Consider the following 23,834-nt stretch of genomic DNA (forward strand, 5'->3'; position numbering starts at 1 on the left):
GGCGCTCCCCGGCGCTTCTCCGGGCACTTCCCGGACGGAATGCGGAGCCCCTGCCGCTCTGCGACGATCGCTTCATGATCGCTCGGCTCAGGTCGCTCACGGCCCGCTGGACATCCCTCGTGCCGGCGCTCGCCGTCGTCCTGCTGGCCCTGACCTGGGGTCGTGACCTCAGCCCCGCGGTCGTCGCCCTGATCACGGTCGTCCTCGCCGGAGCGGTCCTGGCGGCCGTGCACCACGCGGAGGTCGTCGCGCACCGCGTCGGTGAACCGTTCGGCTCCCTGGTACTCGCGGTCGCCGTGACGATCATCGAGGTCGCGCTCATCGTCACGCTGATGGCGGACGGCGGCGACAAGGGCTCGACCCTCGCGAGGGACACGGTCTTCGCGGCCGTGATGATCACCTGCAACGGCATCGTCGGCCTGTGCCTGCTCGTCGCCTCCCTGCGCCACGGCACGGCGATCTTCAACCCCGAGGGCACCGGCGCGGCCCTGGCGACCGTCGCCACCCTGGCCACCCTCAGCCTGGTCCTGCCGACCTTCACCACCAGCAAGCCGGGCCCGGAGTTCTCCACCGTCCAGCTCACCTTCGCCGCCCTGTCCTCACTGATCCTGTACGGCCTGTTCGTGGCGACCCAGACCGTCCGGCACCGTGACTACTTCCTCCCGGTCACCCGGCAGGGCGACGTGATCACCGGGGACGACCACGCCGCCGCTCCTTCGTCGCGGACCGCCCTGATCAGCCTGAGCCTGCTCGGCCTGGCCCTCATCGGCGTGGTCGGACTGGCCAAAGGGGTCTCGCCCACGATCGAGGACGGCGTGGAGGCCGCCGGGCTTCATCACGCTGTCGTCGGTGTGATCATCGCGCTGCTCGTACTGCTCCCCGAGACCATCGCCGCACTGCGCTCCGCCCGCCGCGACCGGGTGCAGACCAGCCTCAACCTCGCGCTCGGTTCCGCGATGGCCAGCATCGGCCTGACGATCCCGGCGGTCGCCCTGGCCTCGGTCTGGCTCTCCGGTCCGCTCGTCCTCGGCCTCGGCCCCACCCACATGGTGCTGCTCGCACTGACCGTCGTCGTCAGTTCCCTGACGGTCGTTCCGGGAAGGGCCACGCCGCTGCAGGGCGGCGTGCATCTGGTGCTGTTCGCGGCGTATCTGGAGCTGGCGGTCAATCCCTGAGGTCTTTCGGCCGGGCCGGCGCCGGTCGGGTATCCGGCAGCAGGGCGAAGCAGCCGAGGCTGAGCAGGGCGATGCCCGTCAGATACGCGCCCACCCCCCAGGGGACGCGCCCCGAGTGCTCCGCGAGTGCCGTGGCCGCGAGGGGCGTGAGCGCGCCGCCGAGAACTCCGCCGAGGTTGTAGCCGACCGACGCGCCCGTGCAGCGGATCCGTGGCTCGTACAGCTCCGGCAGATAGGCGGCGACGACGGCGAACATGGTGACGAACGCGAGCATGGCGCCGAGGAAGCCCAGGAACATCGCAAGAGGCTCGCCCGTGCCCAGCAGAGCGACCAGAGGGAACATCCACAGCGCGGCGGCGACGCAGCCGACGAGGCACAGCGGCCGCCGCCCGTAACGATCGCCCAGCAGAGCGACCAGGGGCGTCAGCGCCCCCTTCACCACCACCGCCGCCATGACACAGGCCAACACGACCGTACGGCTCACCCCGAGCCGTTGTGTCGCGTAGGCCAGGGACCAGGTCGTCACGGTGTAGAAGACCGCGTACCCGACGGCGAGTCCGCCGGCGGTCAGCAGGACGAGCCGCCAGTGGGAGCGCACCACCTCGGCGAGCGGCACGCGCGCGCGTGCCTCGATCTCCAGGAACCGGGGGCTCTCGGGCAGCGACGACCTCAGCCACAGCCCGAGCACCGCCAGTACCCCCGCCGCCCAGAAGGGCACCCGCCAGCCCCACCGCGCGAACTGCTCTCCGGTCAGCGTCGCGGACAGCGCCAGCACCACCCCGTTGGCGAGCACGAAGCCCACCGCGGGCCCGACCTGGGGAAAACTCGACCACAGCCCGCGCCGTCCGACGGGCGAGTGCTCCGCCGTCAGCAGCACCGCGCCGCCCCACTCCCCACCGAGCCCGAGCCCTTGCAGGAACCGCAGCACCAGCAGCAGCACGGGTGCCGCCACCCCGATCGAGCCGTACGTCGGCACGCATCCGACCGCGACCGTCGAGGCGCCCGTCAGCAGCAGGGAGACGACCAGGACCGGCCGGCGCCCGCGCCGGTCGCCGACATGACCGAAGATCACCGATCCCAGCGGCCGCGCCACGAAACCCACACCGAACGTCGCGAAGGCGGCCAGCGTTCCCGCCAGTGGGGAGAACGTCGGAAAGAAGAGCGGCCCCAGGACGAGCGCCGCGGCGGTCCCGTAGACGAAGAAGTCGTAGAACTCGATGGCCGTCCCGGCGAGCGAGGCGGCCGCGAGCCGCGGCATGGAAGGCGCCCCCGCGGTGCTTGCGGTGTTCACGGTGCGTACGTCGCGCATACCGCGTCAACCACCCACCGTGACCGAGGGTTACGGGGGCGCACGGTGTCGCGACCGCGGCGCGCGGGGTTCAGTAGGTGACGGTGACGCGTCGTCCGGGACCGTCGACGCGGATCGTCCCTCCGTAGGGGAGGACGAGCTGCGGGTCCGTGTGGCCGAAGTCCACGTCGAAGACGGCGAGGGTGCCGGGCGCATACGTCTCCAGCGCGCTCAGTACCGCTTCGCGCTGCTCCGCGGCGTAGCGGGCGGCCTCCTCGGGGCCGTTGGGGCGTTCGAAGGACCAGGTCTTGGCGCGTCCCATCAGGAACGCGGGGAACCGCTGGAGGAGGCCGCGCTCGCCCATGTTGCGCAGGATCCGGAAGACCTCCGTGGCGCTGGGGAGTTCCTCGGAGGTCTCCAGGAACAGCACACCGCCGTCGTAGACCGACAGGTCGTGGGAGATCTCGCGGTCGGCCATCAGGAGCCAGGAGAGGATCTCCAGATTGCCGCCCCAGCCGCGGCCCTCGACCACACGGTCGGCGTTGCGCCAGATCCAGCCGGTGCCCGGCCGGGTCTCCGGCTGCGACGCGAAGGCCGCAGGGTCCGCCCAGTCGCGGTTGACGTCGTTCCAGCGCTCGGCGGGCCGCAGTTCGTAGGCGCCCGAGGTGAACAGGGCCGCCCGCAGGGAGTCCGCGGTCAGCGCGTCCATGGCCACCGGCCGCCCGAGCTGCACCATCACGCTCGCGCCGTGATAGCCGACGATCCCGGTGTTGTACAGGAAGGCGAGCAGGTTGGTGTTGTCGCTCGTACCGAAGAACGGCTTCGGGTTGGCCCGGATCAACTCGCGGTCCAGCAGCGGCAGAACGGTGATCTGGTCGTCACCGCCGATCGACGCGATGACCGCCTTGATACCGGGATCGGCGAAAGCGGCGTGGATGTCGTCGGCCCGCGCCTGCGGCGTGGCGCCCATCGTGCGGGTCGTCGGGTACTCGACCGGCTCGAGGCCGAACTCCTCGCGCAGCCGTTCCAGGCCCAGTTCGTAGGGGACCGGGAAGAGGCCGGGCAGGCCGGCGGCCGGTGAGAGGACGGCCACGCGGTCACCGGGGGAGGGCTTCGGAGGATACGACGGTGTGGTCATGCCGGTGAGGCTAGGGCTTCCCGCCCCGCTGTTTCACCGTGATAAACCGGGTCCGAGCAGCGGTCCGACGGGCCGCCCCACGCCGAACGGACCGGAGGAACCGTGCCTCGCACCCTGGCCAGCGCCCCCATCATGATTCTCAACGGCCCCAACCTGAACCTCCTGGGGCAGCGCCAACCCGAGATCTACGGCTCCGACACGCTCGCCGACGTCGAGGCGCTCTGCGCGAAGGCCGCGGCGGCGCACGGCGGGACGGTGGACTTCCGGCAGTCCAACCACGAGGGTGAGCTGGTGGACTGGATCCACGAGGCGCGGCGGAACCACTGCGGCGTCGTGATCAACCCCGGCGCCTACTCGCACACGTCGATCGCCATCCTCGACGCGCTCAACGCCTGCGACGGACTGCCGGTGTTGGAGGTCCACATCTCCAACATCCACCGGCGGGAGTCCTTCCGGCACCACTCGTACGTCTCGCTGCGCGCCGACGGCGTCATCGCGGGCTGCGGAGTGCAGGGCTACGCGTTCGCCGTGGAGCGCGTCGCCGCACTGGCGGGGCAGGCCGGCACGTGAGACCCGGCCGCGCGTGAGCACCGGCCTCCTGGCAGGTGACCCTTACAGGCGCCCGGCCTCCGCGGAGACAAGGTGCCGTACGAGTTGATCGCGTCCGTCTTCCGACGCCGACGGATGACAAGTTGCATGACCCTTATGGGGCATTAGTGTTGAAATTAGTCACCCTGCAACCTATGCGCTTAAGGGGCAGTTATGACCGCTAGGCATTGGAAGCGCTCCGTCGTCGCCTGCTCGGTCCTCATCCTCGGCTTCGCGCCGGTGGGCGTACAGCAGGCTTCAGCTGCCGCGCCGGCCGAGACCCACGCCAGTGCGCCTGCAGCCGTCAACAGCCCACGTGACTACCGGCAGGGCTTCAGGGCCGGTTTCCGGGACGGCTATCAGGATGCCAGGGACGACTGTCGACTGGACGCCGTCGGAAACGGCTTCAGCAACCGCGACTACGCCCGTGGTTACGCCGACGGCTACAGCGCGGGTTTCGCCCGGGCCGAGCGGCGGTACTGCTGAGTCCCGCAGGCTCGGTGAGTGATCTGTCGTAGAGTCAGGGAGGCCGTTTTCCGGGGCGCTTCGGCGCCTCCGGAGGCGGCCTCCCCGTCTTGCGGCCTCCTCGGGCGGCGACTCCGGTACGGGCGCTGCCCGGTCGCCGGGCCCGGCGGTCACCTCGACCGGCATCGGGCACGCCGTGAGAAGCCGCATCCGTACCCCGGTGGGCACCGCCTCGGGGCGGGGAACGGCGTGAGGCGAGCCCGTTACCGGCCGTTCCGCGCAGATCGACGGATCACCAGCCCCGGGACCTCCACTCCTCCAAGTGCGGCCTCTCGGCCCCGAGCGTCGTGTCGTTCCCATGGCCCGGGTAGATCCACGTCTCGTCGGGCAGAGAGCTGAAGATCTTTTCTTCCAGGCCGTCCATCAGACTGGTGAAGTCCACTGTGCTCGTTGTCCTTCCAGGACCGCCGGGGAAGAGGCAGTCGCCCGTGAACACGTGCGGATGCCCGTGCGGGTCGTCGTACACGAGGGCGATCGAGCCCGGCGTGTGTCCGACGAGATGACGCGCGGTGAGGCGCACGTCGCCCACCCGGACGACGTCGCCGTCGTCGAGCAGGACGTCGGTCGGCACCGGGATGCCCTCGGCGTCCTCCCGGCCGGCGTACGTACGCGCGCGCGTGGCCGCGACGACCTCGGCGAGGGCCTGCCAGTGATCTCCGTGACGGTGTGTGGTGACGACGGAGGCGATGCCGTCGTCACCGATCATGCCGAGCAGCGTCCGGGCGTCGTCGGCCGCGTCGATCAGCAGCTGCTCGTCCGTGGCCCGGCAACGCAGCAGATAGGCGTTGTTGTCCATCGGGCCGACCGCGATCTTGGTGATCATCAGGTCCTTCAGCTCGTGCACGTCCGCCGAGCCGCCGACCCGCACCTCTCCGCTGTACGTCATACCGCCAGCCTATAGCGGGGGGAGGGCCGGGAGAGGGCCGCCGTCGACCGTGAGCGCGGAGCCGTCGCGGCGTCCCGAGAGCCAGCCGAGCAGGTCCGCGGCCGGGCCCCTGGCACCGACGGGCCCGCCGGGTGCGCCGCCGCCCGTGGTCCAGGCCCCGCCGCCGTCGTCGCTCAGGCGCGTCGACGGTACGTCCCCGTGGCCGCGGAAGCGTTCCGCGAGGAAGTCGATCTCCCGCGCGACGAACTCCGCCGGCAGATCCTCCAGCTCGTAGCCGATGCCGAGGTCCACGTGGTGCAGCTCCACCTCCGCCCAGCGCCGGAAGGGCACCCGCGCCGCCGAGTCGGTGACGCCGTTGCGCAGCTCGACCGTGCGCGACCAGTCCGCGGGGACGGCGGCGGCCTCCTGGAAGCGGGCGGCGCTCTCCCGGACGTCCGCGAGCTGGACGTCCAGGGGGCGCGGGGCGTCCCGCTCGATGTCGCCGTCCCGCACGGTTGCGTCGATGTACATGGGGCGGCCCTGGAGGACGTTCACCAGGGCGTCGGCGTTGCGGGCCAGGTGGGCGAGCACGTGGCCGCGGCTCCAGCCGGGCAGCCGTGACGACTGCGTCACGGCCGCGTTGTCCAGCTCGGCGACTGCGGCGAGCAGCCGGTCCGTCGCGCCACGTACCGATGCCAGGTCATGAGCGTGATCAATCATGGTGCTGACCTTAGCTTCGCCACTCCTTCGGGTGAAGGTGGTCGGCAACCGCCCGTAAATCGAATGTGCGTGCTATAAGGTCGTTGGCGGCGTCGGGCATGCTGGATGGCAGGGGATTGTTGTCAACCCGTGAATCCGACCGGCGTTGTCAGTGGCTCCCCCTAGTCTGAGAAGGACGGGGGCCCCGCCCCTGTCACTTCTCTCAAGAAAGGTGCGGACCGGCGTGGCCGACCGTCTCATCGTCCGTGGCGCGCGCGAGCACAACCTCAAGAATGTCTCGCTCGACCTGCCGCGCGACTCGCTCATCGTCTTCACGGGCCTGTCGGGGTCGGGCAAGTCCTCGCTGGCCTTCGACACGATCTTCGCCGAGGGGCAGCGGCGCTACGTCGAGTCCCTCTCCTCCTACGCCCGGCAGTTCCTCGGCCAGATGGACAAGCCGGACGTCGACTTCATCGAGGGCCTCTCCCCGGCCGTCTCGATCGACCAGAAGTCGACCTCGCGCAACCCGCGCTCCACGGTCGGCACCATCACCGAGGTCTACGACTACCTGCGTCTGCTCTTCGCGCGCATCGGCAAGCCGCACTGTCCCGAGTGCGGCCGCCCCATCTCGCGCCAGTCGCCGCAGGCCATCGTCGACAAGGTGCTGGAGCTGCCCGAGGGCAGCCGCTTCCAGGTGCTGTCGCCGTTGGTCCGCGAGCGCAAGGGCGAGTTCGTCGACCTGTTCGCCGACCTCCAGACCAAGGGGTACAGCCGCGCGCGGGTGGACGGCGAGACCGTGCAGCTCTCCAACCCGCCCACGCTGAAGAAGCAGGAGAAGCACACCATCGAGGTGGTCATCGACCGCCTCACGGTGAAGGAGTCCGCCAAGCGCCGCCTCACCGACTCCGTCGAGACCGCCCTCGGCCTGTCCGGCGGCATGGTCGTGCTCGACTTCGTGGACCTGCCCGAGGACGACCCCGAGCGCGAGCGCATGTACTCCGAGCACCTGTACTGCGCGTACGACGACCTGTCCTTCGAGGAACTGGAGCCCCGCTCCTTCTCCTTCAACTCGCCCTTCGGCGCCTGCCCCGACTGCTCCGGCATCGGCACGCGCATGGAGGTGGACCCCGAGCTGATCGTCCCCGACGAGGACAAGTCCCTCGACGAGGGCGCCATCCACCCCTGGTCCCACGGGCACACCAAGGAATACTTCGGCCGCCTGATCGGCGCCCTCGCGGACGCGCTGGGATTCCGGACCGACATCCCCTTCGCCGGCCTGCCGCAGCGTGCCAGGAAGGCCCTTCTCCACGGCCACAAGACGCAGATCGAGGTCCGTTACCGCAACCGGTACGGCCGCGAGCGCGTGTACACGACACCGTTCGAAGGCGCCGTTCCGTTCGTGAAGCGCCGGCACAGCGAGGCCGAGAGCGACGCCAGCCGCGAGCGCTTCGAGGGCTACATGCGCGAGGTGCCCTGCCCCACCTGCGAGGGCACCCGCCTCAAGCCGATCGTCCTCGCGGTCACGGTCATGGGGAAGTCCATCGCCGAGGTCTCCGCCATGTCGATCAGCGACTGCGCGGACTTCCTGGGCGAGCTGAAGCTCGACGCGCGCGACAAGAAGATCGCCGAGCGTGTCCTGAAGGAGGTCAACGAGCGCCTGCGGTTCCTGGTCGACGTCGGCCTGGACTACCTCTCGCTCAACCGCGCCGCCGGCACGCTCTCCGGCGGCGAGGCCCAGCGCATCCGCCTGGCCACCCAGATCGGCTCCGGCCTCGTCGGCGTGCTGTACGTCCTCGACGAGCCGTCCATCGGCCTGCACCAGCGCGACAACCACCGGCTGATCGAGACCCTCGTCCGGCTGCGCGACATGGGCAACACGCTCATCGTCGTCGAGCACGACGAGGACACCATCAAGGTCGCCGACTGGATCGTCGACATCGGCCCCGGCGCCGGCGAGCACGGCGGCAAGGTCGTGCACAGCGGCTCACTGAAGGAGCTGCTCGCCAACGACGAGTCGCAGACCGGACAGTACCTGTCCGGCAAGAAGGCCATCCCGCTGCCCGACCTCCGGCGCCCGCGCGACCCGTCCCGGCAGCTCACGGTGCGCGGGGCCCGCGAGAACAACCTGCGGGACATCGACGTCTCCTTCCCGCTGGGCGTCTTCACCGCGGTCACGGGTGTCTCCGGCTCCGGCAAGTCGACCCTGGTCAACGACATCCTGTACACGCACCTGGCCCGTGAACTGAACGGCGCGAGGAACGTGCCGGGGCGCCACACGCGCGTGGACGGCGACGACCTCGTCGACAAGGTCGTCCACGTCGACCAGTCGCCCATCGGCCGCACCCCGCGGTCCAACCCGGCGACCTACACCGGCGTCTTCGACCACGTCCGCAAGCTGTTCGCCGAGACCACCGAGGCCAAGGTCCGCGGCTACCTGCCCGGCCGCTTCTCCTTCAACGTCAAGGGCGGCCGCTGCGAGAACTGCGCGGGCGACGGCACGATCAAGATCGAGATGAACTTCCTCCCGGACGTCTACGTCCCGTGCGAGGTCTGCCACGGCGCCCGCTACAACCGGGAGACCCTGGAGGTCCACTACAAGGGCAAGTCCATCGCCGAGGTCCTGAACATGCCGATCGAGGAGGCGACCGAGTTCTTCGAGGCCGTCCCCGCGATCGCCCGCCACCTCAACACCCTCAAGGACGTCGGTCTCGGCTACGTCCGGCTCGGCCAGTCCGCGACCACCCTGTCCGGCGGTGAGGCACAGCGCGTCAAGCTCGCCAGCGAGCTCCAGCGCCGCTCCACCGGCCGCACGGTCTACGTCCTGGACGAACCGACCACGGGTCTGCACTTCGAGGACATCAGCAAGCTCCTGAAGGTCCTCTCCGGTCTCGTGGAGAAGGGCAACACGGTCATCGTCATCGAGCACAACCTCGATGTGATCAAGACCGCCGACTGGGTCGTCGACATGGGTCCCGAGGGCGGCGCGGGCGGCGGCGTCGTCGTCGCCGAGGGCACGCCGGAGGAGGTGGCCGGGGTCCCGGCCAGCCACACCGGCAAGTTCCTGCGCGAGGTCCTCGGCGACCGCGTCAGCGACGCGCAGCCGGTCAGGGCCCCGCGCGGGGCGGCGGCGAAGAAGGCGGTCGCGGCCAAGACGGCGCCGAGGAAGACGGCGACCGCCAAGACCACCGTCGACGACACGGCGACCAAGAAGGCCGCCGGCGCCACGAGGAAGGCGACGGCCGCGAAGAAGGCGGCGAAGAAGTAGGAGAAGTGGCGGCGGCGCCCCGCGGGGAGTTCCCCGCGGGGCGCCGCCGTCTCACAGCTCGTCGAGTTCGGAGGCGTACGGCGGTTCCGCACCCGCCCGCGAGCAGGTGATCGCCGCCGCGCGGGCCGCGAAGCGCAGCAGCCGTTCCCAGCCGTCACGGCCCAGGCCCGCGAGGGCCGCCGGAGAGAGGGCGTCCTGGACCGCGAGGGCGTGCAGCAGAGCCGCGTTCACGGTGTCGCCGGCGCCGATGGTGTCCACGACGTCGACCTTCTCGCCGGGCACCGGGTAAACGGAGCCGTCCCGGGTGAAGGCGGTCAGCCCGTCGCCGCCGTGCGTGATCACGACGGCGGAGGGCCCGGCGGCCAGCCAGTCACGCGGGGTGCCGCCCAGCCAGAGGGCGTCCTCCTCGGAGAGCTTGAGCAGGGACACCGAGGGCAGCCAGCTCTCGAAGCGCGCCCGGTAGGCGTCGGCGTCGGGGATCAGACCGGACCGGACGTTCGGGTCCAGGGCGGTGAAGAGGCCCTGGGCCGCCGCCGTCCGCATCAGCTCCTCGTACGCGCTCGCGCCCGGCTCCAGCACCAGTGAGCAGGTGCCGAAGGACACCGCCCGGCTGCCGGCGGGCAGGCCGGCGGGGGCGGTGAACAGCCGGTCGGCGGTGCCCTCGACGTAGAAGGAGTAGGCGGCCGAGCCGTTCCCGTCGAGCGTGGCGACCGCGAGGGTGGTCGGCTCCGTGCCGCGCTGCACCGCGGACACATCCACCCCCGAGTCGCGCAGCCCGCCGAGGAGCGCCTCGCCGAAGGCGTCGTAGGAGACGCGGGAGCAGAACACGGTCGCGGAGCCGAGGCGGCCCAGGGCCACGGCCGTGTTGTACGGGCCGCCGCCGAGGGCAGGCTGCAGAGCCGCGAGGGCGCCAGTGCCCCGCGGTACCAGGTCGATCAGGGCCTCACCGGCGACGACGATCACGGGGCGGTTCCTCTCCGGTGGCTCGCTGAGCACACCGCTCGGGCTGTCGGTGGCCAAGGGTCGCACGAAGCCCGGGGGTTCGGGCGTGGTGGTCCCGCCGGACGGCGGACGGCGGACATACACGCTGACGCAAGCGTTGCCGTCCGCACAACCCCGAGTGGCCGCGCGCTCCTTCGCGACCGCCGCACCTTCCGTGCGCTCCGTGACGGCCGCTCCGGCGCAACCCGTGGCATTCCGTGGCAACCCGCCGCCGTCCGGTGCGGTCCCGGCCGGTATCGTGCGCGGGGCAGCGGCCCGCCGGCCGCGTGCCGTACGGCCGTCCCGCACCGCCGGGCCCGCCTCCGTCCCGGACCCCTGGAGATGCGCATGTCCGCCCGTCCGTCAGCGACCCGCCGTACCGTCCTGCGGGGAGCGGCCCTCGCACCGGCCGCGGGCCTCGGTCTGGCCGCCTGTTCGCCGACCGGCGGGACCACCGCGCCCGCCACACCGACCGCGCCCGTCGAACTGGGCGCGGACGGCGAGGTCGCGAAGGGGGGCGCCAAGCTCTACCGGGACCACAACGTGGTGGTCAGCCGGTCCGCGGCCGGTGAGCTGAAGGCGTACAGCTCGATCTGCACGCATGCGGGGTGCCCCGTCAACAAGCTCGAAGGGACGACCCTGATCTGTCCCTGCCACGGCAGTGAGTTCGACGCCGCGACCGGCGAGGTGCTGCGGGCACCGGCGACCGTGCCGCTGAACGAGCTCCCGGTCAGGACCGAGAACGGAAAGATCGTTTCGGGGCCGGCCGTCTGACCCGCCGGGGACCCTCCGCTCACTCCCAGTCCCACCCGATGCCCACCATGCCCGACCGCACCCGCGGCTCGACGAGGTGCACCGAGCGGTGGCGCCGGCTGAGGGGGAGTTCCTGACGCCTGCCGCGCGGGGCCGCCGGGGAGTGCCGTGTGAAGCGGTGGCAGCGCACCGGCACGGCGCTCTCGTCGAACCGGACCTGGAGGGCGTACTGGCCGCCGGGGGCGCCGAAGCCGCGGACGTACTCGCGGGCGGCCCCGGCGGTGCCGTCCTGGACGCCGTAGCCGAAGAGGAAGGTGTCGCCGGTGCGCAGGCGGGTGTCGAAGAGGAACTCGGCCACCAGGACGCCGGTGCCGTGGTGCCGGCGGACGCGTCCGGTCCGGCAGTTCTCCAGGGCGTGCACGGACATCCGTTCCGGGGCGCAGCCGGGGTCCCCGTGGTGGACGGCGACGAAACGGTCGACGCCGTCACGGTGGGCTCGGACGACATGCTGCGACTCGCGTTCCAGCAGTTCGCGGCAGGCCCCGATGCGGACCCGCTCGTGGTGGCCCAGGACGTGCAGTCCGCCGTCCAGGGGACACTCCAGTTCGACGAGGAGTCCCTCCAGGACGTCCGAGGCCTCCAGGAGCGACCGGTACGTGCGGCTGGCCCGCTGCCCGGCGGGCACCTTCTCGCCGGGCTCCGCGAGCAGCCGGATCAGGGACTCGTCCGGCAGTTGGAGGATCTCCTCCAGGGCGCGCACGGCCCGCAGCGACTCCGGGCGCTGCGGGCGCCGGGCCCCCTGCTGCCAGTAGCTCAGGCTCGTGACCCCGACCTTGACCCCGTGCCGCGACAGGTGGTGCTGGACGCGCTGGAGGGGCAGCCCCCGGGCGGCGATCGCGGCGCGCAGGGCGACGTGGAAGGGGCCGCCGTTCAGGACCCCGTCCAGTTCGACGGCGGCGACACCGGGAACGGGCCGGGGGCCGGCCGTCACGCCGGTCTCCGGGCCGGTCTCCGTGGCGGTGTGCGCGTCGGCGTCCGCGTGCTGTGGGGCGTGCGGCATGCAGGGGCCTCTCTGTGAATGCTCGCGACGGCTGGTCGGACCGTTCGCGTGAGTGTCCGGGCCGCCTCGGCGACGCGGGCGAGCCTTCACATCCGCAGCGCGGGGTTCACCGCCCGGAGTTCCCCGCATTGAAGCGCGCTGACCTGGTCCCGACAACAGGTGACACCGGAACGCGGCGCGGCCGTGGCCGAGTCGGCGCCCTTGCCCAGCACGTCCCGCGCCGTTGTCCACAGCCCCGTCGGACTGTCACCGCGCGCCAGTAGGGTGTGAGACATGGCCGACCCCTCCAGCTACCGCCCCAAGCCGGGACAGATTCCCGACTCTCCCGGGGTGTACCGATTCCGCGACGAGCACCGCCGGGTGATCTACGTCGGAAAGGCGAAAAGCCTCCGCCAGCGCCTGGCGAACTACTTCCAGGACCTGGCGGGCCTCCACCCGCGCACCCGCACGATGGTCACGACGGCCGCGTCCGTGGAGTGGACCGTGGTGTCCACGGAGGTCGAGGCGCTCCAGCTGGAGTACTCCTGGATCAAGGAGTACGACCCCCGGTTCAACGTCAAGTACCGCGACGACAAGAGCTACCCGTACCTCGCGGTGACGATGAACGAGGAGTTCCCCCGCGCGCAGGTGATGCGCGGGCACAAGAAGAAGGGCGTCAGGTACTTCGGGCCGTACGCGCACGCGTGGGCGATCCGGGACACCGTCGACCTCCTCCTGCGGGTCTTCCCGGTCCGCACCTGCTCGGCCGGCGTCTTCAAGAACGCCGCCCGCACCGGCCGCCCCTGCCTGCTCGGCTACATCGGCAAGTGCTCCGCGCCCTGCGTCGGCCGGATCTCGCCCGACGACCACTGGGAGCTGGCGGACGAGTTCTGCGACTTCATGACCGGCCGCACCGGCACCTACCTGCGCCGTCTGGAGAAGCAGATGACGGAGGCGGCCGAGGAGATGGAGTACGAGCGGGCCGCCCGCCTGCGCGACGACATAGGGGCCCTGAAGAAGGCCATGGAGAAGAACGCGGTCGTGCTCGCCGACGCGACCGACGCCGACCTGATCGCGGTCGCCGAGGACGAGCTGGAGGCGGCCGTCCAGATCTTCCACGTCCGCGGCGGACGCGTCCGCGGTCAGCGCGGCTGGGTCACCGACAAGGTCGAGGAGATCACCACCGGCGCCCTCGTCGAACACGCCCTGCAGCAGCTCTACGGCGAGGAGACCGGCGACGCGGTGCCCAAGGAGGTCCTGGTCCCGGCCCTGCCCGACCCGCTGGAACCGGTCCAGGAGTGGCTCACCGCCCGCCGCGGGTCCAACGTCTCGCTGCGCATCCCCCAGCGCGGCGACAAGCGGGCCCTGATGGAGACCGTGGAGCGCAACGCCCAGCAGGGCCTCGCCCTGCACAAGACCAAGCGTGCCTCCGACCTCACCACGCGCTCGCGCGCGCTGGAGGAGATCGCCGACGCCCTGGAGCTGGACAGTGCCCCGCTGCGGATCGAGTGCTACGACGTCTCGCACCTCCAGGGCGACGACGTCGTGGCCTCCATGGTCGTCTTCGAGGACGGTCTGGCCCGCAAGAGCGAGTACCGCCGCTTCCAGATCAGGGGCTTCGAGGGCCAGGACGACGTCCGCTCGATGCACGAGGTGATCACCCGCCGCTTCCGCCGCCACCTCGCCGACAAGGAGCGGACGGGGGAGTGGACCGACGGCGACACGGACGCCGTCTCCGGCTCCGCCGACGAGCTCCCCGCCACAGCCGCCGACGGCCCGGTCGCCGGCAACCTCACCGAGGACGACGGCCGGCCCAAGCGGTTCGCCTACCCGCCCCAGCTCGTCGTCGTGGACGGCGGACAGCCCCAGGTGGCGGCGGCCAAGCGGGCGCTGGACGAGCTGGGCATCGACGACATCGCCGTCTGCGGCCTCGCCAAGCGCCTGGAGGAGGTCTGGCTGCCCGACGACGACGATCCCGTGATCCTGCCCCGCAGCAGCGAGGGCCTCTACCTGCTCCAGCGGGTCCGTGACGAGGCGCACCGCTTCGCGATCACCTACCAGCGGACCAAGCGGGCCAAGCGGTTCCGCGCCGGCCCGCTGGACGACGTGCCGGGCCTCGGCGAAACGCGCAAGCAGGCGCTCGTCAAGCACTTCGGTTCGATGAAGAGGCTGCGTTCGGCGACGATCGACCAGATCTGCGAAGTGCCCGGCATCGGCCGCAAGACGGCCGAGACGATCGCCGCGGCCTTCGCCCGCGCGGCTCCGCCCGCACCCGCCGTGAACACGGCGACCGGAGAGATCATGGACGAGGAGGAGCCCGACACGACGGCGGGCTCCCCCGGGGAGCCCGTGACAGCGGGCGCCCCGGAAGACCGACGGGGGCAGGAGACATGACCGAGCACGACGCACGACCCGCACCAGAGCGAGAACCCACGCCCACGGCGCCGCCCACAGCAACCACCGGGGCCGCCCCTCAGCAGGGGCACAGTCGCACCGGCGAGGATCGCCCCCAGCACCACCCCCGGCACGACGCGGACCCCGCCGGGGCCGAACACCCCGTGGACGCCCCCGGCGCCGCGCACACCGCAGGTCACGAAGACGGAGCACAGGTGAGTACCGACGTCACGCCGCCCGGAATCCCCGAGGCGGCCATCCCCGAGCTGGTGATCATCTCCGGCATGTCCGGGGCCGGCCGCTCGACGGCCGCCAAGTGTCTGGAGGACCTCGGCTGGTTCGTCGTCGACAACCTCCCGCCCGCGCTGATCCCCACCATGGTGGAGCTGGGCGCCCGCTCCCAGGGCAACGTGGCGCGGATCGCGGTCGTCGTCGACGTGCGCGGCCGCCGTTTCTTCGACAACCTCCGCGAGTCCCTCGCCGACCTCGAGGCCAAGGGCGTCACCCGGCGGATCGTGTTCCTGGAGTCCTCCGACGACGCCCTGGTCCGCCGCTTCGAGTCCGTGCGCCGCCCGCACCCCCTCCAGGGCGACGGCCGCATCGTCGACGGCATCGCCGCCGAGCGCGAGCTGCTGCGCGAGCTGCGCGGCGACGCCGACCTGGTGATCGACACCTCCAGCCTCAACGTGCACGAGCTGCGCGCCAAGATGGACGCCCAGTTCGCCGGCGACGAGGAGCCCGAGCTGCGGGCCACCGTGATGTCCTTCGGCTTCAAGTACGGCCTCCCGGTGGACGCCGACCTGGTCGTGGACATGCGCTTCCTGCCCAACCCGCACTGGGTCCCGGAGCTGCGCCCCTTCACCGGGCTGAACGAGGAGGTCTCCGGGTACGTCCTCAACCAGCCCGGGGCGAAGGAGTTCCTCGACCGGTACACCGAACTCCTCCAGCTGGTCGCCGCGGGCTACCGCCGCGAGGGCAAGCGCTACGTGACCATCGCGGTCGGCTGTACGGGCGGCAAGCACCGCTCGGTCGCGATGTCGGAGAAGCTCGCCGCGCGCCTCGCGGCCGAGGGTGTGGAGACGGTGGTCGTGCACCGGGACATGGGACGGGAATGACGGGACGCACTTCGCGGCTGGGCAGGCTGCGCAGAACGGCGCCGGAAGGGCGCACGAGCCGGCCGGTCGAGGCCCGCGGCGGCAGACCGCGCCGTCGCGGCACCCAGCCCAAGGTCGTCGCCCTCGGCGGCGGCATGGGGCTGTCCGCCTCGCTCACCGCACTGCGCCGGATCACCGGCGACCTCACGGGTGTCGTCACGGTGGCCGACGACGGCGGTTCCAGCGGGCGTCTGCGCGACGAGCTGGGCGTGCTGCCGCCCGGCGACCTGCGCAAGGCCCTGGCGGCCCTGTGCGGCGACGACGACTGGGGCCAGACCTGGGCCCGGGTCATCCAGCACCGCTTCCAGTCGCAGGGCGAGATCAACGGCCACGCCGTCGGCAACCTGCTGATCGTCGCCCTGTGGGAGCAGCTCGGCGACCACGTCCAGGCCCTGGACCTGGTCGGCAAGCTCCTGGGCGCACAGGGACGCGTGCTGCCCATGTCCGCCGTACCGCTGGAACTCCAGGCGCTGGTCAAGGGGCACGATCCGGCCCGCCCCGAGGACGTCGACACCGTGCGCGGGCAGGCGACCGTCGCGCTCACCACCGGTGAGGTGCAGTCCGTGCACCTCGTGCCGCCCGACCCGCCGGCCGTCCCGGAGGCGGTGGCGGCCGTCCTCGACGCGGACTGGGTGGTGCTCGGCCCCGGTTCCTGGTTCTCGTCGGTCATCCCGCACCTGCTGGTGCCCGAACTGCTGGACGCGCTCACCGAGACGAAGGCGCGCCGGGTACTCTCGCTCAATCTCGCGCCGCAGCCGGGAGAAACCGAGGGCTTCTCCCCGCAGCGTCATTTGGAGGTTTTGGGACGACACGCCCCTAAACTCGCCCTGGACGTGGTGCTGGCCGACGAGGCCGCCGTGCCCGACCGCGACTCCCTCACCGATGCCGCCAAGCGGTTCGGGGCCGCGGTCGAGCTGGCGCCGGTGGCCCGGCCCGACGGCACCCCGAGGCATGACCCGGAGCTGTTGGCCGCCGCGTACGACCGTATTTTTCGGATGCATGGAAGGATCGGCCCATGGCGATGACGGCAGCGGTGAAGGACGAGATCTCCCGGCTCCCCGTCACCCGGACCTGCTGCAGAAAGGCGGAGGTCTCCGCCGTCCTGCGGTTCGCCGGCGGCCTCCACCTGGTGAGCGGGCGCATTGTGATCGAGGCGGAGCTGGACACGGCGATGGCGGCCCGCCGGCTCAAGCGGGACATCCTGGAGATCTTCGGCCACAGCTCGGAGCTGATCGTGATGGCGCCCGGCGGTCTGCGCCGCGGCTCGCGTTACGTCGTACGGGTGGTCGCGGGCGGTGACCAGCTGGCCCGCCAGACCGGTCTGGTGGACGGCCGCGGGCGCCCCATCCGCGGGTTGCCCCCGCAGGTGGTCTCCGGGGCCACCTGCGACGCGGAGGCGGCCTGGCGCGGGGCCTTCCTGGCGCACGGTTCCCTCACCGAGCCCGGCCGGTCCTCCTCCCTGGAGGTCACCTGCCCGGGTCCCGAGGCCGCGCTCGCGCTGGTCGGCGCCGCCCGCCGGCTGTCGATCGCCGCGAAGGCCCGCGAGGTGCGCGGAGTCGACCGGGTCGTGGTCCGCGACGGGGACGCGATCGGCGCGCTGCTCACCCGCCTCGGCGCCCACGAGTCGGTGCTGGCCTGGGAGGAGCGCCGGATGCGCCGCGAGGTGCGTGCCACGGCGAACCGTCTCGCCAACTTCGACGACGCCAACCTGCGCCGCTCCGCCCGGGCCGCTGTCGCCGCCGGTGCCCGCGTCCAGCGTGCCCTGGAGATCCTCGCCGACGAGGTGCCCGAGCACCTGGCGGCGGCCGGCCGGCTGCGCATGGAGCACAAGCAGGCCTCCCTGGAGGAGCTGGGCGCGCTCGCCGACCCGCCGCTGACCAAGGACGCGGTCGCCGGCCGGATCCGGCGGCTGCTGGCGATGGCCGACAAGCGGGCGTCTGACCTCGGCATCCCGGGCACGGACGCCAACCTCAGCGAGGAACTCGCCGACAACCTGGTGGGCTGAGCGCCCGACCGGACTCGGCCGCCCGACCGGACTCGGCCGCCCGCCGACCGGCCGCCCGACGTCCTGACCGGGCCGAACCCGGCCCGAACGGCCGGCACGAGTCACCGACTCGCCGGTGCCGACCCCCTGAGAGGGCGGTTGGCGCCGGCGTCGTCACCCCGCATCACCGGCGTCGTCGCATCCCCCCGGAGCACCGGCCTTTTCCCCTGAGAACACTCGCGCCGACGACAACTTCCTTCCGTCGGAGCCTTCTTGACGCATCCTTGACTCGATCATGAACAGTCATGAGCCTGACTCTGTCCGCCACTGTGGCGGACTTGCACAAGGAGGTTCATGAGACGTAGAGGGAGATCGGCGCTCGTTGTCGGCGCGCTCCTGATCGGCGGAGCGAGTATCCCGCCCCCAGCCCAGGCGCAGCTCGGAAGTTCCTCCGACACCTCCGACACGTCCGACGCTGGCGAGGTCAAGGTCTTCCGCGCCGAGGTCACCAAGAAGCAGGTACCCCTGCTGCTGGCGATCGGCCAGGACGGCCACGAACTCAGTGAGCAGGCGCTCGAGCAGGGCACCACCACCGTCGAGGTGTACCTCACCGGCGTCGCCGTCGCCGACCGGCCCGCCCCGCGCACCCTGCTGCCGTGGGACACCGAGCCGGGCCACGACAACGCGCTGGTCGAGATCCACACGGTCGGGGCCGACGGCTGGACGACCCTGCCCGAGGCCGGCGGCACCGCCGTACCCGCCGAGTGCGGGGCCGGGTACCACCTCGGGGAGCACCCACAGCTGCGGCACTATCTGACCCTGACGGGGGACGAGTGCACCGCGACCGGCACCACCGGCTCGTGGAACGCCCTCACCGGCGCCTCCAGCGGTTGGCAGCAGGTGGACTTCGACCTGAGCGCCCACACCGGGAAGACCGTGGAGGTCTCGCTCAGCCACGTCACCGACCCGGGCGGCGGCCACGGCGTCCTCGCCGACGAGGCCTCGCTCGTCGTGGCCGGCACCGCCACCCAGACCGAGGGCTTCGAGACCTCCCTCGGCGCCCGGCGGGCCGCCGGACCGCCCCCGGGCAGCCCGGCCGTCCTGAAGGACCGGGCGCGCACCGGGACGCTGTTCCGGACCTACGGGGCGGTCACCACCGACGACACCGTGCTGCCGGGCTTCGGCCTGGAACACGTCACCGCGGCGGCCGACCGCACCGCGCTCATCGGAAAGGCCCTCGACTCACTTGACGGCTGACGCGCAGAGGTGCGCCGAGGGCGACACGGAGTGACCGAATCGGGTGGCCGGCCCTCCGGGGCGGGACGGTCCGTACCCCTACTGGTGGGTACGGACCGCCCTGCCGGGTATGGGCGAAGTCGATGTCACCCCAGCGGCCTCGGAGAGGTAGGGTCGGGGGTGGTCGGGGACATCCCAAATACAGCTCGCCGGCACCTCGTGGCCGGCGTACCAACGAGGAGATCGGTTCGTGACGATCCGCGTAGGCATCAACGGCTTTGGCCGCATCGGTCGTAACTACTTCCGCGCGCTGCTGGAGCAGGGTGCTGACATCGAGATCGTGGCTGTCAACGACCTGGGTGACACCGCGACAACCGCTCACCTGCTCAAGTACGACACCATCCTGGGCCGCCTGAAGGCCGAGGTGTCGCACACCGCCGACACGATCACCGTCGACGGCCACACCATCAAGGTCCTGTCCGAGCGCGACCCCGCCGACATCCCGTGGGGCGACCTGGGCGTCGACATCGTCATCGAGTCGACGGGCATCTTCACGAAGAAGGCCGACGCCGAGAAGCACATCGCCGGCGGCGCCAAGAAGGTCCTCATCTCGGCTCCGGCCAAGGACGAGGACATCACCATCGTGATGGGCGTCAACCAGAACAAGTACGACCCGGCGAACCACCACGTCATCTCCAACGCCTCCTGCACCACCAACTGCGTGGCGCCGATGGCCAAGGTCCTCGACGAGAACTTCGGCATCGTCAAGGGTCTGATGACGACGGTCCACGCCTACACCAACGACCAGCGCATCCTGGACTTCCCGCACAAGGACCTGCGCCGCGCCCGCGCCGCCGCCGAGAACATCATCCCGACCACGACGGGCGCCGCCAAGGCCACCGCCCTGGTCCTGCCGCAGCTCAAGGGCAAGCTCGACGGCATCGCCATGCGCGTCCCGGTCCCGACCGGCTCGGCCACCGACCTGGTCGTGACGCTCCAGCGCGAGGTCACCAAGGACGAGGTCAACGCCGCGTTCAAGAAGGCCGCCGAGGACGGCGACCTCAAGGGCTTCCTGACCTACACCGAGGACCCGATCGTCTCCTCGGACATCGTCAGCGACCCGTCCTCCTGCACCTTCGACTCCTCCCTGACCATGGTCCAGGAGGGCAACACGGTGAAGATCCTCGGTTGGTACGACAACGAGTGGGGCTACTCCAACCGCCTCGTCGACCTGACGGTCTTCGTCGGCAACCAGCTCTGATCGACGGATCAGGCACCTCGATGTGAGGGCAGGGCCCGGACGGCGCGGGGACGCGTCGCCGGGCCCTGACTCACGTGCAGACCGCCCTCTCTACGATCACGGAGAACACGAGCCCTCCCGGGAGCCCCATACATGAAGACGATCGACGAACTCCTCTCCGAAGGCGTGGCCGGCAAGCGGGTCTTCGTCCGCGCCGACCTCAACGTGCCGCTGGTGAACGACGGCACCACTGTGGAAATCTCCGACGACGGCCGTATCCGCGCCGTGCTCCCGACCGTCAAGGCCCTCGCGGACGCGGGCGCCAAGGTGGTCGTCGCCTCGCACCTGGGCCGCCCCAAGGGCGCCCCGGACCCGGCCTTCTCGCTCGCCCCGGCCGCCACGCGCCTCGGTGAACTCCTCGGCACCGACGTGGCGTTCGCGACCGACACGGTCGGCGACTCGGCCCGCTCGACCGTCGCCGGCCTGACCGACGGCCGGGTCGCCGTCATCGAGAACCTGCGCTTCAACGCGGGTGAGACGGCCAAGGACGACGCCGAGCGCGGCGCCTTCGCCGACCAGCTGGCCGAACTCGCCGACGTGTACGTGGGCGACGGCTTCGGCGCCGTCCACCGCAAGCACGCGTCGGTCTTCGACCTCCCGGCCCGGCTGCCGCACGCCGCCGGCTACCTCATCGCCACCGAGGTCGGCGTCCTGAAGAAGCTCACCGAGGACGTCGAGCGGCCCTACGTCGTCGCCCTCGGCGGATCCAAGGTCTCCGACAAGCTCGCCGTCATCGACCAGCTGCTCGGCAAGGCGGACCGCCTCCTCATCGGCGGCGGCATGGTCTTCACCTTCCTCAAGGCGAAGGGCTACGAGGTCGGCGCCTCCCTGCTCCAGGAGGACCAGATCCCGGTCGTCCGGGAGTACATCGAGCGGGCGGAGAAGAGCGGCGTGGAGCTGGTCCTCCCCGTCGACGTGGTGACCGCCACTGCCTTCCCGGACCTGAGGACCAAGGCGCCGTCGAACCCGAACACCGTCGCCGCGGACGCCATTCCCGCAGGTCAGCTCGGTCTGGACATCGGTCCGGAGACCCGCAAGCTGTACGCCTCGAAGCTCGCCGACGCCGCCACCGTCTTCTGGAACGGCCCGATGGGCGTCTTCGAGCACCCCGATTACGCCGAGGGCACCAAGGCGGTCGCCCAGGCCCTCCTCGACTCCCCGGCCTTCACGGTCGTCGGCGGCGGCGACTCCGCCGCGGCCGTCCGTCTGCTGGGCTTCGACGAGGACGCATTCGGCCACATCTCGACCGGTGGCGGCGCCTCCCTCGAATACCTCGAGGGCAAGACGCTCCCCGGCCTCGCCGCACTGGAGGACTGACCCCGCATGAGCACCCGTACACCGCTGATGGCGGGCAACTGGAAGATGAACCTCAACCACCTCGAGGCCATCGCCCACACCCAGAAGCTCGCCTTCGCCCTGGCGGACAAGGACTACGAGGCCGTCGAGGTCGCCGTCCTGCCGCCCTTCACCGACCTGCGCTCCGTGCAGACGCTCGTCGAACACGACAAGCTGAAGATCAAGTACGGCGCCCAGGACATCTCCGCCCACGACGGCGGCGCCTACACCGGCGAGATCTCCGGCCCGATGCTCGCCAAGCTGCGGTGCACCTACGTCGCGGTCGGCCACTCCGAGCGCCGGCAGTACCACGGCGAGACCGACGAGCGGGTGAACGCCAAGGTCAAGGCCGCCTACAAGCACGGTCTCACCCCGATCCTGTGCGTCGGCGAGGAACTGGACGTCCGCGAGGCGGGCAACCACGTGGCGCACACCCTCACCCAGGTCGAGGGCGGTCTGAAGGACGTCCCGGCAGAGCAGGCCGAGACGATCGTGATCGCCTACGAGCCGGTGTGGGCCATCGGCACCGGCAAGGTCTGCGGCGCCGAGGACGCCCAGGAGGTCTGCGCGGCAATCCGCGGCAAGCTCGCCGAGCTGTACTCCCAGGACGTGGCCGACAAGATCCGCATCCAGTACGGCGGCTCGGTGAAGTCGGGCAACGTCGCCGAGATCATGGCGCAGGCCGACATCGACGGCGCGCTGGTCGGCGGTGCCTCGCTGGACCACGAGGAGTTCGTCAAGATCGTGCGCTTCCGCGACCAGTGACCGGGCTGTGAGTATGCGGTAGCGGCGATCCGTCGTACCCTTGCGGGGGCACAGCGCGGTAGCTGTGCCCCCGTCGTCATCCGAATCCGAGGAAGTTGGTCCAGCCGTGGTTTTGGGGTTCTCGATCGCCCTGATCGTCTTCAGCCTGCTGCTGATGCTGCTGGTGCTGATGCACAAGGGGAAGGGCGGCGGCCTCTCCGACATGTTCGGTGGTGGCATGCAGTCCTCCGTCGGCGGCTCCTCGGTCGCCGAGCGCAACCTCGACCGCATCACCGTGGTGGTCGGTCTGCTCTGGTTCGCGAGCATCATCGTCCTCGGCATCATGATGAAGACGAACAGCTGATCAGCCTCTCGCAGGCACACATTCCGTACGTAAGGCCCCATGTCCGGTACGCGCAGCTGAGCGCGGCCTATCATGGGGCTTGCGTCTACGTGTGGGGGGTTGTAGCTCCAATCACTGGACGCGCGTTGGGCCTTACGTAGACTGAGGCGCTCGCAGCGGAGCGAAACGCCGACTCGCTTCGCGGCACCATCACGCAGGGAGTTACGACCGTGGCAAGTGGCAACGCGATCCGAGGAAGCCGGGTCGGGGCGGGGCCGATGGGCGAGGCCGAGCGCGGCGAGTCCGCGCCGCGTCTGCGCATCTCCTTCTGGTGCTCCAACGGACACGAGACGGTGCCCAGCTTCGCCAGCGACGCGCAGGTTCCCGAGACCTGGGACTGCCCGCGCTGCGGCTTCCCTGCCGGGCAGGACCGGGACAACCCCCCGGCCCCGCCCCGCACAGAGCCCTACAAGACGCACCTCGCCTATGTGCGCGAGCGGCGCAGCGACGCGGACGGCGAGGCGATCCTCGCCGAGGCGCTCGCCAAACTGCGGGGCGAGATCTAGGAGTTGCGGACCGGCCAGGTACCCGCGGCACTTGACCGCACTGTTCCGCGCACCGCCGGTCGACCGCCGGGTGGGTGGCTTGTGCCGCCCTGCCGCCCCACGTTCTTTTTCACCCTGTCGGCCGCCGCGCTGACACCCGCGGGCCACGCGTACGTACTCCCTGTCGCACCGCGGGACGGTCCCACGACAGCTCACGTCACGCGCTGATCAATTAGGTTGGGACCGCAGCGGGACAAGACGCGCGGCACGGACAGGTGAGAGAAGAGGGCTGGGTCCGACATGAACGCAGACGGCCGTACGAGGCTCGATCAGACGCCCGAGTGGACCGCTCTGGCCAAGCACCGCGAGGAACTCGGCGAGGCGCGGCTGCGCGAGCTGTTCGCCGCCGATCCCGGGCGCGCCGAGCGGTACGTCGTGCGGGTGGGTGACCTGCACATCGACTATTCCAAGCATCTGGTCAGC

The 23,834-nt window shown here is 71.1% G+C and carries 20 protein-coding genes and 2 pseudogenes; 16 read left to right on the top strand and 6 right to left on the bottom strand.

What is annotated here, in order from left to right; all coding sequences use genetic code 11:
- Positions 1–74: 74 nt before the first annotated feature.
- Positions 75–1,175: an ionic transporter y4hA gene (locus ACGFQC_RS05110; RefSeq protein WP_363087341.1), complete on the top strand. Its 1,101-nt coding sequence runs from the start codon at positions 75–77 to the stop codon at positions 1,173–1,175.
- Here ACGFQC_RS05110 and ACGFQC_RS05115 read toward each other — a convergent pair.
- Positions 1,165–2,484 (bottom strand): MFS transporter, encoded by a 1,320-nt coding sequence (locus ACGFQC_RS05115; RefSeq protein ID WP_393287790.1) that lies wholly within the window; start codon positions 2,482–2,484, stop codon positions 1,165–1,167. The two genes, ACGFQC_RS05110 and ACGFQC_RS05115, sit on opposite strands and share 11 nt — an antisense overlap.
- Before the next feature lie 70 nt (positions 2,485–2,554).
- Positions 2,555–3,601 carry a S66 peptidase family protein gene (locus tag ACGFQC_RS05120; RefSeq protein WP_363087342.1) on the bottom strand — a complete coding sequence of 349 codons (1,047 nt, stop codon included), beginning with the start codon at positions 3,599–3,601 and terminating at the stop codon, positions 2,555–2,557.
- 102 nt (positions 3,602–3,703) lie between these two features.
- On the opposite strand from ACGFQC_RS05120, the gene aroQ reads away from it, so the two are divergent.
- Positions 3,704–4,171 (top strand): type II 3-dehydroquinate dehydratase, encoded by a 468-nt coding sequence (aroQ, locus tag ACGFQC_RS05125; protein ID WP_363087343.1) that lies wholly within the window; start codon positions 3,704–3,706, stop codon positions 4,169–4,171.
- A 192-nt stretch (positions 4,172–4,363) separates the two neighbouring features.
- Positions 4,364–4,675 carry a hypothetical protein gene (locus ACGFQC_RS05130; protein ID WP_363087344.1) on the top strand — a complete coding sequence of 104 codons (312 nt, stop codon included), beginning with the start codon at positions 4,364–4,366 and terminating at the stop codon, positions 4,673–4,675.
- A 271-nt stretch (positions 4,676–4,946) separates the two neighbouring features.
- Here the strand turns inward: ACGFQC_RS05130 and ACGFQC_RS05135 are convergent, their stop codons facing one another.
- Both ACGFQC_RS05135 and ACGFQC_RS05140 read right to left on the bottom strand, forming a co-directional pair.
- Complete coding sequence (locus ACGFQC_RS05135; RefSeq protein ID WP_363087345.1) at positions 4,947–5,600, bottom strand: MBL fold metallo-hydrolase; 654 nt, start codon at positions 5,598–5,600, stop codon at positions 4,947–4,949.
- 9 nt (positions 5,601–5,609) lie between these two features.
- Positions 5,610–6,299 (bottom strand): maleylpyruvate isomerase family mycothiol-dependent enzyme, encoded by a 690-nt coding sequence (locus tag ACGFQC_RS05140; protein ID WP_363087346.1) that lies wholly within the window; start codon positions 6,297–6,299, stop codon positions 5,610–5,612.
- Between the two features lie 223 nt (positions 6,300–6,522).
- Here ACGFQC_RS05140 and uvrA point away from each other — a divergent pair, with 223 nt between their 5' ends.
- Positions 6,523–9,543 carry an excinuclease ABC subunit UvrA gene (gene uvrA, locus ACGFQC_RS05145; RefSeq protein WP_363087347.1) on the top strand — a complete coding sequence of 1,007 codons (3,021 nt, stop codon included), beginning with the start codon at positions 6,523–6,525 and terminating at the stop codon, positions 9,541–9,543.
- 51 nt (positions 9,544–9,594) lie between these two features.
- On the opposite strand, the gene ACGFQC_RS05150 is transcribed toward uvrA, so the two are convergent.
- Entirely contained in the window at positions 9,595–10,506 is a 912-nt protein-coding gene (locus ACGFQC_RS05150; protein ID WP_363087348.1) for a carbohydrate kinase, read from the bottom strand.
- A 366-nt stretch (positions 10,507–10,872) separates the two neighbouring features.
- Here ACGFQC_RS05150 and ACGFQC_RS05155 point away from each other — a divergent pair, with 366 nt between their 5' ends.
- A complete protein-coding gene (locus tag ACGFQC_RS05155) occupies positions 10,873–11,298 on the top strand; it encodes a Rieske (2Fe-2S) protein (protein WP_363087349.1) in 426 nt (141 codons plus the stop codon).
- Between the two features lie 19 nt (positions 11,299–11,317).
- Here ACGFQC_RS05155 and ACGFQC_RS05160 read toward each other — a convergent pair whose 3' ends face one another.
- On the bottom strand, positions 11,318–12,337 hold the full coding sequence (locus tag ACGFQC_RS05160) for a hypothetical protein (protein ID WP_363087350.1): 1,020 nt from the start codon (positions 12,335–12,337) through the stop codon (positions 11,318–11,320).
- A 273-nt stretch (positions 12,338–12,610) separates the two neighbouring features.
- Between ACGFQC_RS05160 and uvrC the strand changes: the two genes are divergently transcribed.
- From uvrC to ACGFQC_RS05215, 11 genes and pseudogenes are all read left to right on the top strand, one after another.
- Positions 12,611–14,710 (top strand): excinuclease ABC subunit UvrC, encoded by a 2,100-nt coding sequence (gene uvrC / locus ACGFQC_RS05165; protein ID WP_363087351.1) that lies wholly within the window; start codon positions 12,611–12,613, stop codon positions 14,708–14,710.
- Positions 14,707–15,825: an RNase adapter RapZ gene (gene rapZ, locus ACGFQC_RS05170; protein WP_363087352.1), complete on the top strand. Its 1,119-nt coding sequence runs from the start codon at positions 14,707–14,709 to the stop codon at positions 15,823–15,825. The genes uvrC and rapZ overlap by 4 nt, the downstream gene beginning before the upstream one ends.
- On the top strand, positions 15,822–16,889 hold the full coding sequence (gene yvcK, locus ACGFQC_RS05175; RefSeq protein WP_363087353.1) for a uridine diphosphate-N-acetylglucosamine-binding protein YvcK: 1,068 nt from the start codon (positions 15,822–15,824) through the stop codon (positions 16,887–16,889). Before rapZ ends, yvcK begins: the two co-directional genes overlap by 4 nt.
- The gene (whiA, locus tag ACGFQC_RS05180; RefSeq protein ID WP_363087354.1) at positions 16,880–17,869 is read left to right on the top strand and encodes a DNA-binding protein WhiA; all 990 of its coding nucleotides are present in this window, start codon (positions 16,880–16,882) and stop codon (positions 17,867–17,869) included. Before yvcK ends, whiA begins: the two co-directional genes overlap by 10 nt.
- Before the next feature lie 570 nt (positions 17,870–18,439).
- A pseudogene (locus ACGFQC_RS05185) lies at positions 18,440–19,105 on the top strand (zinc carboxypeptidase); the annotation flags it as partial.
- A 229-nt stretch (positions 19,106–19,334) separates the two neighbouring features.
- Entirely contained in the window at positions 19,335–20,345 is a 1,011-nt protein-coding gene (gap, locus tag ACGFQC_RS05190) for a type I glyceraldehyde-3-phosphate dehydrogenase (RefSeq protein WP_363087355.1), read from the top strand.
- 132 nt (positions 20,346–20,477) lie between these two features.
- Positions 20,478–21,701: a phosphoglycerate kinase gene (locus ACGFQC_RS05195; RefSeq protein WP_363087356.1), complete on the top strand. Its 1,224-nt coding sequence runs from the start codon at positions 20,478–20,480 to the stop codon at positions 21,699–21,701.
- A gap of 6 nt (positions 21,702–21,707) precedes the next feature.
- Entirely contained in the window at positions 21,708–22,484 is a 777-nt protein-coding gene (gene tpiA / locus ACGFQC_RS05200) for a triose-phosphate isomerase (RefSeq protein WP_363087357.1), read from the top strand.
- A 112-nt stretch (positions 22,485–22,596) separates the two neighbouring features.
- Positions 22,597–22,827 (top strand): preprotein translocase subunit SecG, encoded by a 231-nt coding sequence (gene secG / locus ACGFQC_RS05205; protein ID WP_363087377.1) that lies wholly within the window; start codon positions 22,597–22,599, stop codon positions 22,825–22,827.
- Positions 22,828–23,036: 209 nt separating this feature from the next.
- Positions 23,037–23,372, top strand: a complete 336-nt coding sequence (locus tag ACGFQC_RS05210; protein ID WP_082412914.1) for an RNA polymerase-binding protein RbpA — start codon at positions 23,037–23,039, stop codon at positions 23,370–23,372.
- Between the two features lie 279 nt (positions 23,373–23,651).
- A pseudogene (locus ACGFQC_RS05215) lies at positions 23,652–23,834 on the top strand (glucose-6-phosphate isomerase); the annotation flags it as partial.

It is taken from the genome of Streptomyces sp. NPDC048734 (assembly GCF_043198675.1).
Lineage (GTDB): Bacteria > Actinomycetota > Actinomycetes > Streptomycetales > Streptomycetaceae > Streptomyces.

What these genes read in the sequence shown, in the direction of transcription:
- ACGFQC_RS05110 (WP_363087341.1), top strand. Translation starts at nt 75, where the DNA reads ATGATCGCTCGGCTCAGGTCGCTCACGGCCCGCTGGACATCCCTCGTG.
- ACGFQC_RS05115 (WP_393287790.1), bottom strand. Translation starts at nt 2,484, where the DNA reads ATGCGCGACGTACGCACCGTGAACACCGCAAGCACCGCGGGGGCGCCT.
- ACGFQC_RS05120 (WP_363087342.1), bottom strand. Translation starts at nt 3,601, where the DNA reads ATGACCACACCGTCGTATCCTCCGAAGCCCTCCCCCGGTGACCGCGTG.
- ACGFQC_RS05130 (WP_363087344.1), top strand. Translation starts at nt 4,364, where the DNA reads ATGACCGCTAGGCATTGGAAGCGCTCCGTCGTCGCCTGCTCGGTCCTC.
- ACGFQC_RS05135 (WP_363087345.1), bottom strand. Translation starts at nt 5,600, where the DNA reads ATGACGTACAGCGGAGAGGTGCGGGTCGGCGGCTCGGCGGACGTGCAC.
- ACGFQC_RS05140 (WP_363087346.1), bottom strand. Translation starts at nt 6,299, where the DNA reads ATGATTGATCACGCTCATGACCTGGCATCGGTACGTGGCGCGACGGAC.
- ACGFQC_RS05155 (WP_363087349.1), top strand. Translation starts at nt 10,873, where the DNA reads ATGTCCGCCCGTCCGTCAGCGACCCGCCGTACCGTCCTGCGGGGAGCG.
- ACGFQC_RS05160 (WP_363087350.1), bottom strand. Translation starts at nt 12,337, where the DNA reads ATGCCGCACGCCCCACAGCACGCGGACGCCGACGCGCACACCGCCACG.
- uvrC (WP_363087351.1), top strand. Translation starts at nt 12,611, where the DNA reads ATGGCCGACCCCTCCAGCTACCGCCCCAAGCCGGGACAGATTCCCGAC.
- rapZ (WP_363087352.1), top strand. Translation starts at nt 14,707, where the DNA reads ATGACCGAGCACGACGCACGACCCGCACCAGAGCGAGAACCCACGCCC.
- yvcK (WP_363087353.1), top strand. Translation starts at nt 15,822, where the DNA reads ATGACGGGACGCACTTCGCGGCTGGGCAGGCTGCGCAGAACGGCGCCG.
- whiA (WP_363087354.1), top strand. Translation starts at nt 16,880, where the DNA reads ATGGCGATGACGGCAGCGGTGAAGGACGAGATCTCCCGGCTCCCCGTC.
- ACGFQC_RS05195 (WP_363087356.1), top strand. Translation starts at nt 20,478, where the DNA reads ATGAAGACGATCGACGAACTCCTCTCCGAAGGCGTGGCCGGCAAGCGG.
- tpiA (WP_363087357.1), top strand. Translation starts at nt 21,708, where the DNA reads ATGAGCACCCGTACACCGCTGATGGCGGGCAACTGGAAGATGAACCTC.